The 16,970-nt window shown below is 28.6% G+C and carries 18 protein-coding genes; 5 read left to right on the top strand and 13 right to left on the bottom strand.

The window, feature by feature from the left end; genetic code table 11:
- Positions 1-32: 32 nt before the first annotated feature.
- Positions 33-569, bottom strand: coding sequence for a hypothetical protein (locus G9F71_RS01260; protein WP_164950302.1), 537 nt, complete (start codon positions 567-569; stop codon positions 33-35).
- A 577-nt stretch (positions 570-1,146) separates the two neighbouring features.
- Complete coding sequence (locus G9F71_RS01255) at positions 1,147-1,293, bottom strand: hypothetical protein (RefSeq protein WP_164950301.1); 147 nt, start codon at positions 1,291-1,293, stop codon at positions 1,147-1,149.
- Positions 1,294-1,416: 123 nt separating this feature from the next.
- On the opposite strand from G9F71_RS01255, the gene ispF reads away from it, so the two are divergent.
- Positions 1,417-1,884, top strand: coding sequence for a 2-C-methyl-D-erythritol 2,4-cyclodiphosphate synthase (gene ispF / locus G9F71_RS01250; protein WP_164950300.1), 468 nt, complete (start codon positions 1,417-1,419; stop codon positions 1,882-1,884).
- 67 nt (positions 1,885-1,951) lie between these two features.
- On the opposite strand, the gene G9F71_RS01245 is transcribed toward ispF, so the two are convergent.
- The 5 genes from G9F71_RS01245 to arcC form a co-directional block, all read right to left on the bottom strand.
- Complete coding sequence (locus G9F71_RS01245; protein WP_164950299.1) at positions 1,952-3,865, bottom strand: EAL domain-containing protein; 1,914 nt, start codon at positions 3,863-3,865, stop codon at positions 1,952-1,954.
- Between the two features lie 363 nt (positions 3,866-4,228).
- Positions 4,229-4,435 (bottom strand): hypothetical protein, encoded by a 207-nt coding sequence (locus G9F71_RS01240; RefSeq protein ID WP_164950298.1) that lies wholly within the window; start codon positions 4,433-4,435, stop codon positions 4,229-4,231.
- A gap of 219 nt (positions 4,436-4,654) precedes the next feature.
- Entirely contained in the window at positions 4,655-5,656 is a 1,002-nt protein-coding gene (gene argF, locus G9F71_RS01235) for an ornithine carbamoyltransferase (RefSeq protein WP_202017950.1), read from the bottom strand.
- Positions 5,657-5,693: 37 nt separating this feature from the next.
- Positions 5,694-6,902, bottom strand: a complete 1,209-nt coding sequence (gene arcA, locus G9F71_RS01230) for an arginine deiminase (protein ID WP_164950296.1) — start codon at positions 6,900-6,902, stop codon at positions 5,694-5,696.
- A 28-nt stretch (positions 6,903-6,930) separates the two neighbouring features.
- Complete coding sequence (gene arcC / locus G9F71_RS01225) at positions 6,931-7,875, bottom strand: carbamate kinase (RefSeq protein ID WP_164950295.1); 945 nt, start codon at positions 7,873-7,875, stop codon at positions 6,931-6,933.
- A gap of 599 nt (positions 7,876-8,474) precedes the next feature.
- Between arcC and G9F71_RS01220 the strand changes: the two genes are divergently transcribed.
- Positions 8,475-8,660, top strand: a complete 186-nt coding sequence (locus tag G9F71_RS01220) for a hypothetical protein (RefSeq protein WP_164950294.1) — start codon at positions 8,475-8,477, stop codon at positions 8,658-8,660.
- 67 nt (positions 8,661-8,727) lie between these two features.
- Here the strand turns inward: G9F71_RS01220 and G9F71_RS01215 are convergent, their stop codons facing one another.
- Entirely contained in the window at positions 8,728-9,318 is a 591-nt protein-coding gene (locus G9F71_RS01215; RefSeq protein WP_164950293.1) for a DUF1836 domain-containing protein, read from the bottom strand.
- 318 nt (positions 9,319-9,636) lie between these two features.
- On the opposite strand from G9F71_RS01215, the gene G9F71_RS01210 reads away from it, so the two are divergent.
- Positions 9,637-10,281 carry a PspA/IM30 family protein gene (locus G9F71_RS01210; RefSeq protein ID WP_164950292.1) on the top strand — a complete coding sequence of 215 codons (645 nt, stop codon included), beginning with the start codon at positions 9,637-9,639 and terminating at the stop codon, positions 10,279-10,281.
- 279 nt (positions 10,282-10,560) lie between these two features.
- Here the strand turns inward: G9F71_RS01210 and fsa are convergent, their stop codons facing one another.
- On the bottom strand, positions 10,561-11,205 hold the full coding sequence (gene fsa, locus G9F71_RS01205) for a fructose-6-phosphate aldolase (RefSeq protein ID WP_164950291.1): 645 nt from the start codon (positions 11,203-11,205) through the stop codon (positions 10,561-10,563).
- A gap of 669 nt (positions 11,206-11,874) precedes the next feature.
- Between fsa and G9F71_RS01200 the strand changes: the two genes are divergently transcribed.
- Positions 11,875-12,120 (top strand): AbrB/MazE/SpoVT family DNA-binding domain-containing protein, encoded by a 246-nt coding sequence (locus tag G9F71_RS01200; protein WP_124996827.1) that lies wholly within the window; start codon positions 11,875-11,877, stop codon positions 12,118-12,120.
- Between the two features lie 151 nt (positions 12,121-12,271).
- Here the strand turns inward: G9F71_RS01200 and G9F71_RS01195 are convergent, their stop codons facing one another.
- From G9F71_RS01195 to G9F71_RS01185, 3 genes are all read right to left on the bottom strand, one after another.
- The gene (locus G9F71_RS01195; protein ID WP_164950290.1) at positions 12,272-13,372 is read right to left on the bottom strand and encodes an NlpC/P60 family protein; all 1,101 of its coding nucleotides are present in this window, start codon (positions 13,370-13,372) and stop codon (positions 12,272-12,274) included.
- Positions 13,373-13,568: 196 nt separating this feature from the next.
- Positions 13,569-14,411 carry a 16S rRNA (cytidine(1402)-2'-O)-methyltransferase gene (gene rsmI, locus G9F71_RS01190; RefSeq protein WP_124996823.1) on the bottom strand — a complete coding sequence of 281 codons (843 nt, stop codon included), beginning with the start codon at positions 14,409-14,411 and terminating at the stop codon, positions 13,569-13,571.
- Between the two features lie 29 nt (positions 14,412-14,440).
- Positions 14,441-15,184, bottom strand: a complete 744-nt coding sequence (locus G9F71_RS01185) for a tRNA1(Val) (adenine(37)-N6)-methyltransferase (RefSeq protein WP_164950289.1) — start codon at positions 15,182-15,184, stop codon at positions 14,441-14,443.
- 198 nt (positions 15,185-15,382) lie between these two features.
- Here G9F71_RS01185 and G9F71_RS01180 point away from each other — a divergent pair, with 198 nt between their 5' ends.
- Positions 15,383-16,039 (top strand): PIN domain-containing protein, encoded by a 657-nt coding sequence (locus tag G9F71_RS01180; protein ID WP_124996819.1) that lies wholly within the window; start codon positions 15,383-15,385, stop codon positions 16,037-16,039.
- A gap of 71 nt (positions 16,040-16,110) precedes the next feature.
- On the opposite strand, the gene G9F71_RS01175 is transcribed toward G9F71_RS01180, so the two are convergent.
- On the bottom strand, positions 16,111-16,752 hold the full coding sequence (locus G9F71_RS01175; RefSeq protein ID WP_164950288.1) for a LysM peptidoglycan-binding domain-containing protein: 642 nt from the start codon (positions 16,750-16,752) through the stop codon (positions 16,111-16,113).
- Positions 16,753-16,970 lie beyond the last annotated feature (218 nt).

Here is a 16,970-nt window from a genome sequence, read left to right as displayed (position 1 = left end):
ACTCTTAGCTAACAATGACTATTTTATTTAACTTATAATTCTTTTGGAAATAAGACTTTAAATTCATCAGTTATTATTGCTTTATTTTCTTTAACTTCTTTCAAAGATGGTTCGTCTTTATCTGAGAGCGCTATTATCACTTCGTATACTGTTGTAGGCACTTTACTTGCATCATATACTACTATGTAGTCCTTTTCAAAGCGTACGCCATTAATATTGTTGTAGTACTTATAAGTCTTTGAACTCTTAGCATCAATTTTATTGTCTTTCATAGCTCTTTGCGTTATAGTAGTTGCCTTTGCATCGTAAGCTGCTAGTGCATCTTTTTTCAATATTTTTAAATTATAGTGATCTGAATAATAATAATCTTTCTCTGAAATACTGTCCATCATTTGAGTTAGTGACTCAAACTTAATAGCCTCTTTAGCCGGCTCTGTAGTTTCAGTCTTTTTAGTTTCTTCTTGCTTTGTAGCTGTATCATCTTTAGTTACATTTTTGTTACCTGAGCAAGCTACTAAAGAACCCGCCATTACTAATACCAAAATACTAGATAAAACCTTTTTAACCATTTAAAATTCCCCCTAAGTGATGTTATTTATATTTACTACCGTCTTCATAATTTAAAGCAAATAGCATAATAATAATTTAAATTTATGTAGTTTTTTCCAATGTATTAATTTGCCACAAAACATATTATACCATTAAAAAACATTTAAGCAAGCATAATGATGGCAAAGTTTCTTTATTTTATATATATAAATTATAAATTTCATATTTTATACAAGTATTCTTTACTTATATATTTAATTATTTTTTTAAATTTATTGATAATCTAATTTATTTAATGTTTTTTATTTAGATTAACAGATTATACACATTAAAACTTACTAGTCCACAAATGTATTAAACCTATATAGCTTTTTTTAAAAAAATTATATACAATTCAATACTTATACACATTATCCACAATTACCTTGTGTATAAGTTGTGGAATTGATGTTATGAACTGATTATTAGTATTAATTAGAAATATTTTTTCTGGAAATATGTATTTTTTTTCATTTTAAATAAAATATTTGAAAATTTTAATTTTAAGTTATGCACATTATCCACAGTTTTGTTGATAACATGTTAATAACTTTTATCCTATTTGCTTACATTTACTCCTTTTATTGTAATAATATTGGTAGTTATTATTATGATCGTACATGTTATTAATATGATTTCTGCGCCTTGCGTATCATCTAGAACAGATATTTCTTCTGATTTTACCACTTTACTTTCGTAACACATAATAAAATTCCTTGATTACATCCCTATAAAATGCTATATTAGGCACATGAAAAAAATAAATAAGTTAAATATGCTAGGTCTATTGAACTTATTTATAAATTAAATTGAAAAGAGGTAATTTGCTTGAGAATTGGAATGGGATACGATGTTCATAGATTAGTTAAAGATAGAAGTTTAATAATTGGCGGAGTAAACATACCTCATGAAACTGGGTTACTAGGTCATTCAGATGCCGACGTTCTCATTCATGCTATTATGGACGCTCTTTTAGGAGCTGCAGCTCTTGGTGACATTGGGAAACATTTCCCTGATACCGATGCTAAATATAAAGGTGTCTCTAGCATTGATCTCCTTAAACATGTAGGAACTTTAGTAAAGGCTAAGGATTATATAATTGAAAATATTGATGCCACAATTATTGCACAAAGCCCTAAAATGGCACCGCACATCCCTTATATGGTAAAAAATATTGCATTGGCATTACAATTACCTATAGATAAAGTCAATATTAAAGCTACTACAGAGGAAGGTCTGGGTTTTACTGGTAGCTGTGAGGGGATCTCCGCAAATGCCATATGCCTTTTAAAATAGAAACTTATAACTTTTTCGAAAATAAAAAACTAAGGACATTTCTTATAAAAGAAATGTCCTTAAAACCCTAAAATCCCTTTTCCCAAATTTCATAATCTGCATGATCGATAAGCATAGCAGAAGAAAAATATGTTCCTTGTCCGTATTCAATACCTAGCTCTATTAACTTTTTCTTTTCTTCTAAAGTTCGTATTCCCTCAGCTATAATTTTCATATCACTTTTTATAGCCATTTTAACCATATGTTCTACCATTAATGCTTTTATTTCATCTTTATGAACATCTCTAACAATTTGTTGGGAGATTTTTATAAAATTCGGTTTCATCTTTATTAATTCTACCATATTAGAGTTTCCCTCTCCAAAATTTTCCATAGCTAATTTGAATTTTAGCTCATGAGCAAAATTACGCCAGAATGCACTTCTTGGTATTCGTTGTGTAATTTCTAAAACCAAGTTCGTCCCTTGTAATTTATTTATGACTTTTTTGATAGTATGCCTGGTTGTATCCGATTGAAGTTTAAAAAATAATCCGTCTTCAATAAATGGCCTAAGTCTATTTAGATAATTACACAATTTATCACAAGCCAGCAATGTAAGCTTTTCTAAGTCCCCAGTAAGCCTAGCCTTTTCAAACATTTCATCTGGGAAAAATTCTAATCTTGAATCTCTGACTAATATTTCTAATGATTTAACCTTCCCACTTTTTAGATTTATAATAGGCTCTACAGTAAGTTCTATAGATTTGTTTTTTATTATACCTGAAATATGATAAGCCTTTTGATCAATCTTATAGATTGATTCCTTATCTAAATACTGACTTATCGAAGTTTCGTCTAAAAACCATTGAATACTACTACATGATGATAGACTAGGATTATATAAATCTATAAGTTCATGTTTTAAAACAGCTCTTAAGTTATACATTGTATATATCATTGCTGCCATTCTTTTATTTTCGTCCTTGGTTTTACGGATGAAATTAAGTCCTGCTGAAACTCCAGCTAAATAAAAAGATGGCTCATATAGTTTATTTCTAGAATCCGAAAGCAAATAATCTATGCCATGTCTTAATTCCGGTATTATATCCCTTAATATACTAGCTCCATCACCATCAGGTATATCAACATACTTTACATTTTTTGTTAATTCTTCGCATAAACTAATCCAAAATTTTCTTTGCTTATTATTATCAAACTTTAAATAGTCCATTAATGAATGTAATTCTAAATACCTTGTATCATAAAAAATGTTACTATGAGTTTGATAACTTCCAAAATCGATAATAGATGGTTTCTTCACTGAAACAATTATATTTCCTCCATGGAAATCTCCATGTATACAGGAATGTAAATATTTTATCTCGCTCCCCTCCCAAACCTCTTCATCTGTAAAGAATCTATAGGGATTGGGAAAAAATTTATCAGCTCCATCAATAACTAACCATTTTTTATCTTCATCAATCATTAAGGTCTCAAAAGACCTTATAAGTTTTTCATCCATAAATCTATAGCCTAAGGAGGTTTTCATTATATCAATGGGAGATTTAATTTCTGAGGTATGCGGTTTATTCCAAGTATATAAAAATTTAGCTACTTGTTCTGAAGTTTGCTTAACTAATGCTAATTCATTTTCCAAAGAATATTTTAGGGTTTTAATTCCTAATACGTTATCTCCCCCAAGTTCATATAGCACTCCAAATCTTTTTAAATTATTTTTGCATTGTATTTCCACTTCATCAATAATTTTAGGTATATATCCTTCAACTGCATTCTCTTTTGATTGTAAAAAGGCTTTATTATGTAATCCACTTTCATTCATTTCTTGAATCTTTAAAACTCCGAGTTTGCGAGATTCACCAAATTCCACAGTATATACCGCTGCACCAGATTCTCCATCATTTAATTCATTTATTATTTCTATAGGTTGATTTTCTTCTTTAAAGTTTTCTAAAACCATTATCTTCTCTTGCTGGCTTAGCATATTTTACCCCCTGTATCAGTTATTGTGATTACACTATTATTTATAATATAGATAAACATACATTTCTCCAGACTTACTAATTTTCACATGCTAATATAATAAAATTATAAACCATTTCTAGTGAATTTAACAATGTATAAACTATTAACTTCTATAAAATTTATGGTTTTCACTAATTATAGGTTAATTCACACTTATATTTATAGATAATCTTTTTGGGGTATGCAAAACATAATCTTCTTAATTTGATTATACTACAAATATATTATATTGCTATAAATACAAAAAATCACACAAGTTTATAATTTATAAATCTTGTATGATTTTAAAATTTTTCCTGCTAAAGCCATGTTTAAACTTTAGTTAACTAAATAACTTTCTTGTGCAATAGTACTTATCTTCTCTTTTTTCTAAGTCAAACTCATTTATAGATGTAATTCTATCATGCTGCTCTACATGAAGCACATATCCCTCCTCATTTCTATTTATAAAATAAACTTTTGTATAATTCATAATCTCTACTTTATCCCCAAAAATATCATAAATTATTAGTGGTATCTTATTTAGCATATATATCTACCCCTTTTATATTTAATAACTATAAATATTACGGTATACAAATATTTATGCTTAAAATTTTGATATCTTTTATTTATTCTTTTATATTTTTAAAATGTAATATATAAAAAATATGGATTAACAACGCAAAAAAACTTTCGAAATAAATTCGAAAGTTTTTTTTAATAAAATGTATCATCTAATCAAATCATTACCTACTATGATGATATATTAATTTCCTAATGTTGCCACCATAACTGCTTTTATAGTATGCATTCTATTTTCAGCTTCATCAAACACTATTGAAGCTTCACTTTCAAATACTTCATCTGTAACTTCAACACCATTCATTCCAAATTTTTCAAATACTTCTCTACCAACTCCTGTTTTCAAATCATGATACGCTGGCAGACAGTGCATAAATTTAGTATCTTTATTGCCAGTTAACTTCATCATTTCTTTGTTAACTTGATATGGTTTTAATATACTAATCCTTTGCTGCCAAACTTCATCTGCTTCACCCATGGATACCCAAACGTCAGTGTATATAACATCTGCATCTTTTACTCCCTGCGCTACGTCACTGGTAATAGTTATTTTTGCTCCTGTAGCACTGGCTACTTCTCTACATTTATTAACTAGTGCATCTTCAGGAAATAATGAATTTGGAGCAACTATTCTAAAGTCCATACCCATCTTGGAAGCTCCTATCATAAGTGCATTTGCCATATTATTTCTTCCATCACCAGCATAGACAAATTTGATTTCATTTAATGGTTTAGAAAAATGTTCTTTAATAGTTAAAAAGTCAGCAAGAATTTGCGTAGGATGATCTTCAGTAGTTAATCCATTCCATACTGGCACTCCTGCATATTTTGCTAGTTCTTCAACCACTTCTTGGCCATATCCTCTATATTCTATTCCATCATACATTCTTCCAAGAACTCTCGCTGTATCTGCTACGGATTCCTTTTTACCAATTTGAGTGCCTGTAGGTCCAAGGTAAGTTACATGTGCTCCTTGGTCTAGTGCTCCTACTTCAAAAGCACACCTTGTTCTTGTTGAGCTCTTTTCAAATATTAATGCAATGTTTTTACCTTTTAATGTTTGCTGTTCTGTACCTGCATATTTAGCTCTTTTTAAATCTCTAGCTAAATCAAGAAAATAATTAATCTCTTTTGGTGAAAAATCCATAAGTGTTAAAAAATTTCTATTTCTTAAGTTAAACATAATAAATTCCCCTCTCTTATCAATACTAAATTTTTTATAGTTATATTAAATCTTCTCTATAGAATGGCATAGACATACATCTAGGACCACCTCTACCTCTTGATAGCTCACTAGAAGCCATTTGAAGTACCTTTATGTTGTTTTTATCTAAAATCTCATTAGTAACATAATTTCTCTCATAAGTTATTACGGTACCAGGAGATATAGCTAGTGTATTTGATCCATCATTCCATTGTTCTCTTCCTGCTATAACCTTATCCCCGCCACCACAGCGTATCAAAGTAATATCTTTTTTTAAATGATTAGAAAGTATCTTTTCCAAACTACCTTCTTCTTCTCTAAATATTAATTCCTTATTCTTATGATCATAAGTTATTGCTGTTACCTTTAAAGTACCTTCTATTCCTGGATGAACAGTAAATTTATCATAATCGATCATTGTAAATACAGTATCTAGATGCATGAACGCCCTAGTTTTAGGGATATCAAAAATTAAAATTGTTTTAAAAGACTCACCATTTTCAAATATATTCTTAGCCATACTTATAACCGCTTCTTTATCTGTTCTTTCACTATGTCCAATGGCAATAACGTCTTTTGACAAAATTAATTCATCGCCACCTTCAATATTATATATCTCATTTCTATCATACCACAACGGAATACCTGAATCCTTCAGTTCTGGATGATATTTAAAAATATATTTTCCAAACACTGTCTCACGTCTTCTAGTTTTAGTTTTCATAGAATTTAAGCTTATTCCATTTCCAATACATGCAAATGGATCTCTTGTAAAATATAAGTTAGGCATCGGATCCATTATAAATGGATACTCATCATAATGTTCTTTAATCTCAATCTCTTTTTTTCTTATTCCTGACATGACCTTATCTATCATTCCCTTTTCTGACAATGAATATAAATAATCCTTCAGAGATGTTATGATTCTAGTCTCGTTTATACCACATTCATCTATAACTTCGTCTAGAAATAATTCCTTAATTTTGGGATCTTTTACTGCTTCTACTACTAAATTTTCAAGATATAAGGTTTCAACACCATTTTCTTGCAATATCTTAGCAAAATTATCATGTTCTTCCCTTGCTACCTTTAAGAATGGAATATCATCAAATAAAAGTCTTTCTAGATACTCTGGTATAAGATTTTCAATTTCTTCCCCTGGTCTATGTATAAGAACAGTCTTTAAATTTCCTATTTCTGAATAAATATTGATTTTTCTCTTATCCATCCTCTTTTAAGCCTCCTATTTGAAATAATTAGTATACAATTTTTGTTCCTGATAAGCCTTTTAATGCTTCTTTAGCTTTTGACAATGATGCTATAATAGCCGTTTTATCTTTATTATTCATTATGAATTTCTTACAAGCCTCCACTTTGGGCAGCATACTCCCTGGAGCAAATTGACCCTGCGTAATATAATTATTAAGCTCTTCAATATTAATTTGTTTAAGTTCCTTTTGATTTGGCTTATTATAATTTACGCAAACTCTATCTACTCCTGTTAATATTAAAAGCACATCTGCGTCTAGTATTTCTGCAAGTTTCTCAGCAGCAAAATCCTTATCTATAACTGCTGCAACTCCTTTAACCATTCCGCCTTCACGAATAACAGGGATTCCACCACCACCACATGATATAACCACATTTCCCATATCAACTAATTCTTTTATTAAATTTTTTTCTATAACATCAATAGGCTTTGGAGATGCAACCACTCTTCTATAACCTCTTCCTGCATCTTCTTTCATTATATAACCATGTTCTATTTCTAACTTTTCAGCTTCCTCTTTTGTATAAAAAGAACCTATTGGTTTAGTTGGGTTTTTAAAACCTTGATCATCTTTATCAACTACTACTTGAGTTACTATAGTTCCTACCGTCTTATCTATACTTCTATTTCTTAATTCTTCACCTATAGCATTTTGAAGATGATATCCTATATATCCTTGTGAAAAGGAACCACATACATCAAATGGGAACAATACATTTCCATTATCGAACTTTTGGGCAGCTTCTATTGCTGCAACAATTTGACCTACTTGAGGCCCGTTTCCATGGACTATTGATATTCTGTGTCCATCTTCTATAAGATCCACTATTGATTTAGCTGTTTCCTTGCAAGTTTTAAGCTGTGCCTCTGGACTTTTGTCTTTAGGATCTGATTGAAGTGCATTTCCGCCTAATGCTAATACTATTTTCATCACTAAACCCCCAAAATATTTTTAATTTTTACAATAATTTTATATTATCCATATTTTTATACTATCCTCTTATACAATCCTTGTCAACCACTACGATTTCATTTTACTTTCATAAGTATTCTGCCCATCTCCCATTGAATTATTAAATCATCACTTGGGATGCTAAAATATTAAAGATTTCAGAAGTAGATTAGACTCCTTATAGCATATATAGCCTTTGTATTCCTCTGGTTCAGATAACAATTTTCAATTGTTATCTCAGCACTTATAAAAATGAGATACTTTCCTTCTGAAATGTGGTTAATAGGATTTACAAACTTATTAAATATGAAAAAAACTGGCGTCTTACTTGTATAAATATATATATTTAGTGAATAAATTTTATAAAATTTATTTTATATTTTTACATTTTATTTGACATAATAATATCTAACGCATATACTAATAGTAATACATACCCCCAGCGGGTACAAGGAGGATAAGATATGAATATTTCTTTTGATGAGGTTACTAAAAATGCTTTAAACAAACAGCTCTTACAAAAAGGTAAATCTTCAGTTAGACTGCTTATAAAAGGCTTTGGTTGAGGAGGCCCAATATTGGGTGTTGCTATGGACGAGCAACAAGAAGACGATATTTTAGAATCAGTAAACGGGATAAACTTTATAGTAGACAATGAATCTTCATTTGTTTTTGAAGATACAAAAATCATGTACGCTAAAAGCATATTTGGAGAATCATTTAAAATAACAACTGCTGATACTTCAAATAGTTCTTGTAAATAATAATTACCTATAAAAAAATAAAAGACCTATATTTATAGGATCTTTTATTTTTTTAATATTTTGTTTTTTAAGATTCATAATCTCCTACAATTTTTTGAACTAATTTTTTTATAGCACTTGCTTGCGATACTAAGTTCATTACAATCAAAAAAACTGATATTCTTTCCTCGTCACTTTCTTTTAAATCTAGTGAATCAATTATTTTTCCTAATTTTTCTTTATCACAAAACTGCTTTTGAGAAAAATCATCAAAACTTTCCTTTTGCATATCTGAAAAGAATTTATAAGCGTTTTCCCATGAAATAATATCATCATCTCTATCATTAATTTCATTAAAAGCCAACCTAAAAACTTTTTTAATCTCTTCTGCTGTAAGTATAGGTCTCATATGGCTAAGCAATACTAACTGCGCAAGATGTAATTTTGTATAGCCTCTTTTTTTACTATCTTCGGGTTTTGATATAACTTCGCTTTTTATATAATTCTGTACTATATTATTAGTGTAATTGTCATCCTCAAATTTATCATTTAAATAATCAATAACTTGAGATAAAAATAAGTCATATTGAGGTAATTCCTCATATGTAATTATACTATTTTCTGATATTGATTTTGCTAATAAATTTATACTTTCAAGGGTAAATTTAGCTTTCTCCAAGTTTTATCACCTTCCCAAAATTAATATCTTAAATAAAATATGCTTTTTAGTCTGTCAAATATAAACATAATTATATTTTTATTATAAGGTAAATATAAACCCATTACAAGTTATTTTGTATATGCTATTTTTTTCTATTTTTTTTAATCCTATGAATATAAATTACTTTATATTTTTATATAAAAATGTATTTATAAAATATAGTATATAAGAAGAAATATATTACCATAATAGTATTAATAAAATTTATATATATAAGCTATTAATTTTATTAAGTATTTTTCATCTATATAAAAGGGTACCATTAAGGAGGTTGCTATGACAATACTTAGTAGACTATTTTATCTTATAAAATCTAAAATAAGCAGTATTTTAGATGAATTAGAGAACCCCTTAGAACTACTAGATCAAAAAATAAGAGATATGGAATTCATTTTAAATGATGCTAGGATTTCATCTGCTAAAATTTTAGGTAATATACATGAAATTGAAAGAAGACTCGAAAGCTTATCTAAAGAATCTGATGAATATATTGTAACAATTAAACTTGCATTAAATAAAGGTAATGAAGAACTGGCTAAAAAAATCCTTGAAAAAAAATTAGATAATGATAAATATTTTAATTCATTAAACACAAGTTATAATCATGCAACTTCAAAAGGTGAAGCTTTAAAATTACAACTAAGGCAACTACAGCAAAATATATATGATATAAAGATATACAAAAATGAAGCATTCGCAAGATACACTGCAGCTGAAGCTCATAAAAAAATAAATGAAATCATTGGCAATACATCAGTTGAAAATAATTCTTTGTGCATTTCAAATATTGAAGCGAGTATACAAAAAAAAGAATGCTTTATATCCGCGTTGACAGAACTCGATTTTGATAATGAATTGTATAATGAAATAACAAGTCTTACCAATCTAGATTTAAACTTAGAACTAAAAAAATACATGTGATTTAACTCACAGTTAATATTGCAGATAGATAAATTGTAAACATTGCAATTAAATTATCCACAGTTTTCAACATTTAATCAACAGAAGCTGTGGACAACTTAATTTATATTTAGATCACTATTTAAAGGCTTTTACATATTAAAAGTAATTCCGACAAGTTTATTATCCACATCGATCATTATAGGCTGTGCATAACTTGTTAATTCTTGTGTGGAATAAACAGTACCCTATTACTTATCAGCCTTCAATTTTCATCTTTTTCTGCTATTTCTTTTTCTATTATTTTAATGAATTATTGTAGTCCGCTAAAAATTTCGCTATGCCCTTATCAGTAAGAGGGTGTTTAATCATATCCATTATTAGGTTGTACGGAATTGTAGCTATATTAGCCCCAACTTTTGCACAGTCTAAAATATGTATAGGATTTCTAATGCTAGCAGCTATAATTTCTGTATTTATGTTATACATTTTAAAAATTTGAGCTATATCTGAAATTACTTGTGAACTAGATGCTCCTATATCATCTAATCTTCCCATAAAAGGGCTTACATAGTTTGCACCTGCTTTCGAAGCAAGTAATGCTTGTTGAGGTGAAAATATTAAAGTAACATTTGTTTTTATATTTTCTTTTGAAAGAATATTAACAGCTTTTAGGCCTTCCTCGCACATAGGTATTTTAACAACTACGTTTTTATGAAGCTTTGAAAGTTCCCTTCCCTCTTCCACCATCTTACTGGCGGTCATATTTATAACCTCTGCACTTATTGGTCCATCAACAATAGCACATATCTCTTCTATTACTTCTTTTATGTTTCTCCCTTCTTTTGCTATCAAAGAAGGATTTGTGGTTACTCCATCTATTATCCCTAATTCTGCAGCTTTTTTAATTTCGTTTACATTTGCAGTATCAATAAAAATTTTCATATTATTCTCTCCTTCGTTTTAAAAATATTTACTTCATAACTATATCACTTTGTTTAGATCAACACATTAAAATTAGCAAATATTTCTTATTGCAATATGACTTTTAATTCTTTCTTCATTTGTTTAATTTTAGAGTATTGCGTTTACAATAAATTTTCTTTTTTTTTACAATCTATTAGTTTAAAATATTTTTCTTCTTTATTTTTAATTTCTATTTTATAATTATTTCCACTAATGTTAAAATAGTTAAACTTCTTGATAATTTACATATTATTTTTGTTTTTATAATTAATAGATTATTAGATAACCAATTATTAGTGCAACCCTTCGACATATATTAATGGATATATCCATAAAATTACTATTTTACTTTTCATATATTCCTATAATCTAAAACCGTCTTTTCATTGCGTTTTATGATTTTATTAGGTATTTTTAGTTCTATTTATTGATTTTAAAGAGCTAACAAGTATAGTAAAAATTTGTATTTTTTTTAAAAAATATATTGACATTTGTATTATATGGTAGTATATTAACTTTAGATGGAAGTAAATATTAATTTTGTAATATTAACTAAATTAATCAAGTGAAATTTTGACTTTATACGTCATATTTATTAATATTTCAATATTAAGATGTCGGAAATTGTTATCCTAAGGAGGAATTATTATGAAATCAACAGGTGTTGTAAGAAGAGTAGATGAACTTGGAAGAATTGTTATCCCAATAGAACTTAGAAGGACTCTAGATATTGCTGAAAAGGATGCTTTAGAAATTTACGTTGACGGAGAGCTAATTATTCTAAAAAAATATCAACCAGCTTGTATTTTCTGTGGTGATGCCAGAGATGTAGTTAACTACAGAGGCAAAAACATCTGCAAACCTTGCCTAGAGCAACTTAAACAAGAAAAATAAATTAAATAATTAAGTAAAAAGAATCCTATAATTTATAGGATTCTTTTTACTTAATTATTTAATAAATACATATATATAGCTATCCAACAAAAAAAATGATTTTCTTCCCACAAAAAACAGACTATTTGAAATAGCCTGTCCAATTTTAAACTTATTTAACTCTTCTTGCAGTAAGGTAATCGCCTCTCGTCAATGCTGATATTTTAATAACATCTCCGGTACGCGGTGCATGAATATACGAATTATTACCTACATACATTCCCACATGATGCGGATCTGAACTTGTACCAAAGAAAATTAAATCTCCAGCTTGTAAATTTTCTCTAGCAACATATGATCCTTCAGTTATCTGTGTAAAGGTAGTCCTACTTAAGGAAACACCAAAATGACCATATACATATTGCATAAAACCAGAACAATCAAAGTTTTCAGGACCTGCAGCACCCCAAACATATTCTGTTCCTAAAAAATTACTTGCATAAGCAACTACAGAATCAGTGCTAAGTGATGAAGCTCCTCTAGATGGAGTGTACTTAGGTACTTTAGCTATTCTTGCTTGTATTTGCTCCATAGTAACATTTACAGTTGCTTCTGCATCACCTATTTTGCCAGCATATAATTTTTTTTGCTTATCAGCTTCTGTAATTAATATTTCTTGTTCTTCTCTTTTCACCTTAATGTTAGCTATTTTATTTTCATTATCAGTTTTCAAAAGCACTAATTTAGTCTTTTCAGTTTCAAGTGTTAACTTTTTATTTTCAATTTTACTCTTTTTGCCTGTTAATTCTCCGATAATTTTATTATCATATTCAACAATTTTTTTAATGTTATCAACTCTTGAAATAAGATCTTCTATTCCCTCTGAGTCCAATAAAATTTCTACATAGCTATCCACACCATTTATATACATGCTTCGCATTCTCTTATTAAATAAGTTTTCCTCTTCTTTAATACTTTCCTCTGCAACTTGTATATCTTTTGTGGTTTTTTCTATTTGCTCTTGCGTTTCGCCTATTTTAGCTTTTGCTTTATTTACTTCTGCATAAATTTTTTCTATGTTTGCATCCATTTTTTCAATAGATGCTTCTATGGCATCAACCTTACTTTGAGCTTGCTTATATGCGCTCTTTTGCTCCTCAAGCTGAGTCTTTTGATTTTTAAGCTTGTCTGATAACGGGTCTGCAAATATTGGCATACTTATTGTAGTAACAAGTCCAAGTGTTACTATCAATGATATCATCCTTCTACGCAATGTAATTCCCCCTATATGTATATATATATTCATATTATTTAAACATTTTTAAATCAACAATTTTATTATAACACTACTTTAAACCAACCTCAATGAAAAACATAAATTGAAATGTAAACTTTTTGACACTTCTTTAAATTTCAACGTATATTCTCAATAAAATTGTAAAAAGCGTTTTGTTTCTTATTTTTGTATATTAAATGTTCAATGAATGCTTGTATATTTCAGATTTAGCCATACCTCTATCTTTTGCAACCTTTTTCATAGCATCTTTTTTATCCGTTCCGGCCTTCATATATTTTTCTATATGTTCCTCTATAGTTAGTGTATCCCATTTTGATCTTTCATCTTTATCTATATCTTCCTGACTCTTTCCTTCAATTACTAATACATATTCGCCTCTTGGAGCTTTCTCTTTATAGTATACTATAGCCTGTTCTAACGTCAGTCTAATTATTTCTTCATACAATTTTGTAAGTTCTCTACACATTGATATTTTTCTATTACCAATATTTTCATATAAAAATTCTAATGTGCTTAAAAGTCTATGAGGAGCCTCGTAAAAAATTAAAGTTTCGCTCCTGTTTAATAGGTCATCAATAATAGGCTTTCTTTCTTTATTCTCTCTAGGTAAAAATCCTCTAAATATAAATTTTGTAGTATCAAGTCCTGAATATACAAGCGCAGTAGTAATTGCTGTGGCTCCAGGTAAGACTTCAAATTTTATATTCTGCTCTATGCACTTTTGAACTATTACACTTCCAGGGTCTGATATCCCCGGTGTACCAGCGTCACTAATTATAGCTATATTTTTACCCTCTTTAATCTGATCGATTAAATTTCCACTTTTACCTTGTTCATTATGTTGATGATAACTTATAAGCGTTTTTTTTATATTGAAATGATTTAATAGCTTTAAACTTTGCCTTGTATCCTCTGCTGCTATTATATCTACATTTTGTAGCACCTCTAATGCTCTTAGTGTAATATCCTTTAGATTTCCTATAGGAGTTGGAACTAAGTATAATTTTCCTACCATTCTTACCACCCTTTACTTTGATATTTGCATTAAATTGTATCCGAATTGTACATGTCAATAATTTCCTGAGTATACCCACCATCTTCACTGTGAACATAAAGAGGCGTCTCCCATTTTAAAAAGGCTCCCCCATCTCTTTGCCCCTCTATAAGTACAATGTTTGGTGCCTTATTCACACTAGGATGAACCATTCTTATACGTTTAGGCTCAATTCTATGCTTCCTCATAGTACATAGAATATCAACTAATCTATCAGGTCTGTGTACCATATACACCCTTCCGCTATCTTTCAGTAGAATTCTAATTGCAATAATTACGTCTTCTAATGTGCAACAAATCTCATGTCTTGCTATTGCATTTTTATCATTTAAATTTATCAAACCTGAATTTTGAAGTTTATATGGTGGATTAACTGTAACAATATCTACTTTAGGAATGCTTTTAATAAATTTTATATTTTTTAAGTCTCCACATATAAATTTCATTTTATCTTCCAATTTATTGAACTTTATGGAACGATTCGCCATTTCAACAAATTCTTCTTGAAGTTCTACACCAATTAAATCACTTGCATAGGTTTTACCTGCTAATATGAAAGGAATTATCCCTGTGCCACTGCATAAATCAACAACTTTGGCATTTTTTCTTACTTTAGCAAAATTAGCAAGTAATACTGCATCCACGCCAAACCTAAAATCGTCTTTTTTTTGAATAACTTGAATACCCTTTAAATTAAGATCATCCAAAGTTTCATCATTTCTTAAAAACTCCATTATGCATCTCCTCTCTATAAAATTTATGTTAACTATATAAATAGCATTAAAAGAAGTATACCTCAATTTTTATTGCTAAATCAAGGGGCTACCATTTATAAAATAATAAATTCATTATTCATAGTTTATAAAACTACTATTAGTAAGCATTGCTGAATATATATTAATTATAGAATAATTGATTTTGATGAGGTTAAAATGGAATTAATATTATACCCTTTTAAAAATATAGTTTTCAATAAAAATTCTGTACTATTAGACGCCTCTTTCGTGCTTAGCTTGATATATGATGATGATATTAAACATAGTGATTGTCTATCATGCTTAAAACAACTTTCTGAAGGAAGCTCCCAATTTTACACTACCAGTATCATATCTGCCGAAGTTTTAAATCAAATACTTTATAAATTATTCATTAGTGACATTGAATCCAAAATAAATAATACTAGCCCCTATAACTCAATTGACAACATTAGGTCTATAACAGGTAGCTTTAGCCGCCATGACACAAAGATATTAAAGCAAAGGAAAGAAGATAGGCTTATTCATATTCCATATAAAAGGTATTTTGATAATATTTCTAAAAATTCTATGAGAAGAAACCTATTGAATATCTATTACAATAAGTCCGTAGAAATAATTTCCGAACTAGAAAAAATTATAAATATAAAATACCTCAACATTTCTGAAGAGTGTATATCCCTAGTTAAAATTTTCATGTGCGAAAACTTATTGTCTGTAAATGATGCCTTCCACCTAGCTACTGCGGAGTACAACAATATAGATTTTCTACTAACTTTGGACGGTGATTTTCTTTTTGCTGAAAGCAGTAAAATGAAAATCCTTAAAATTTAAACCATTTAGATTAATTAAGCTAAAAAAGAAGCGTATTTTAATTTTCTCAAAATACGCTTCTTTTTTAGTTGTTATTTGGGAATATAAATATGTGTTCCTTCTTTAATGTTATTCTCATTTGTAATTTTATTTGTTTGTTTTATCATTTCTATAGCCTGTTTTACAGCATAAGAAGGCATGTTATTTTTAGCAATTGAACTTAAGGTATCTTGCTTTTTAATAATGTATTCCTTAGTATTAACATCTGAATCTACAGCCTTTGCTGTTGCTCTTGCTTTTTCATAAGGAATTACTATTTTCTGCCCCTCTGAAATCTTATAAGATTCATCTATACTATTTCTATTTCTAATAAATTCAACAATTTTGCTTTTATCCTGACTGGGCATATATGTTTTTGCTATACTGAATACTGTATCATCTTTTTTAACAGTATAAATTCCAACATTACTTTTGTCATTTATATAAGCAGCATCCATTTCATTAGTACTTTTCCCCTCAGTATTTTCAACTCCCTGCTCTGTTTTCGTAGCGCCTAGGTTACTTTCTTCATTTTCATTTTTTAATACCTCATTATTTTTTTTAACTATACTATCATCCTTTGTTTTTACATTAGTAGCAGTTTCTCGTCCTCCAATAAATCTTAAAGAAAAAAATACTCCTAAGATTACTACAACAATAGTAGATACAGTAATTATTCCTTTTTTCATTCTCATATTTATAACCCCTTTCATATCTATTAGTAAATTATTTACATTTAAATTATTGACATAATTTAAAAATCTCATACATAAAATATATTTTTGTTTAAATTAATCTTATTAAAATACATTTAAAGTATCCTTGCCAAACAAAAAGAGGTTGTTAACTTTAATATAAGTTAACAACCTCTATATTCTCTATATTCTCTATTTTATAAATTTTAGTAGTAGTT

This window comes from Clostridium sp. FP2 (genome assembly GCF_011065955.2).
In the GTDB taxonomy this organism is placed as follows: domain Bacteria; phylum Bacillota; class Clostridia; order Clostridiales; family Clostridiaceae; genus Clostridium_AD; species Clostridium_AD tagluense.
Note: the sequence above shows the minus strand (reverse complement) of the source record. Positions and strands in the feature narration are given on the sequence as shown.